Here is a 293-nt window from a genome sequence, read left to right as displayed (position 1 = left end):
ATATGTTTGTTCCTTTATTTGCTTACCTCATGCACAGAAAAGGTAAAGTGACGGGAATATCTTTTATTGATTCTACATTAATAGCAGTATGTCATCATAAAAGAATTTTGCGAAATAAGGTATTTGCAGGGATAGCAAAAAGAGGGAAGACTATTTCAGGATGGTTTTACGGTTTCAAATTACACATAATGATTAATGACAGCGGGGAAATTTTAGCTTTTCAACTTACACCAAGTAATGTATCTGATGTATCGATGGCTGAAACCCTTTCCAAGGGTCTGTTTGGAAAGTTA

1 protein-coding gene is annotated in these 293 nt (G+C 34.5%); it reads left to right on the top strand.

The features are described from left to right. Positions 1–293, top strand: a 293-nt coding sequence (locus tag TY19_RS00005) for a transposase (protein WP_042277852.1), incomplete at both ends; no start/stop codon positions are given.

It is taken from the genome of Candidatus Protochlamydia sp. R18 (assembly GCF_000648255.1).
Classification (GTDB): domain Bacteria; phylum Chlamydiota; class Chlamydiia; order Chlamydiales; family Parachlamydiaceae; genus Protochlamydia; species Protochlamydia amoebophila.
Note: the sequence above shows the minus strand (reverse complement) of the source record. Positions and strands in the feature narration are given on the sequence as shown.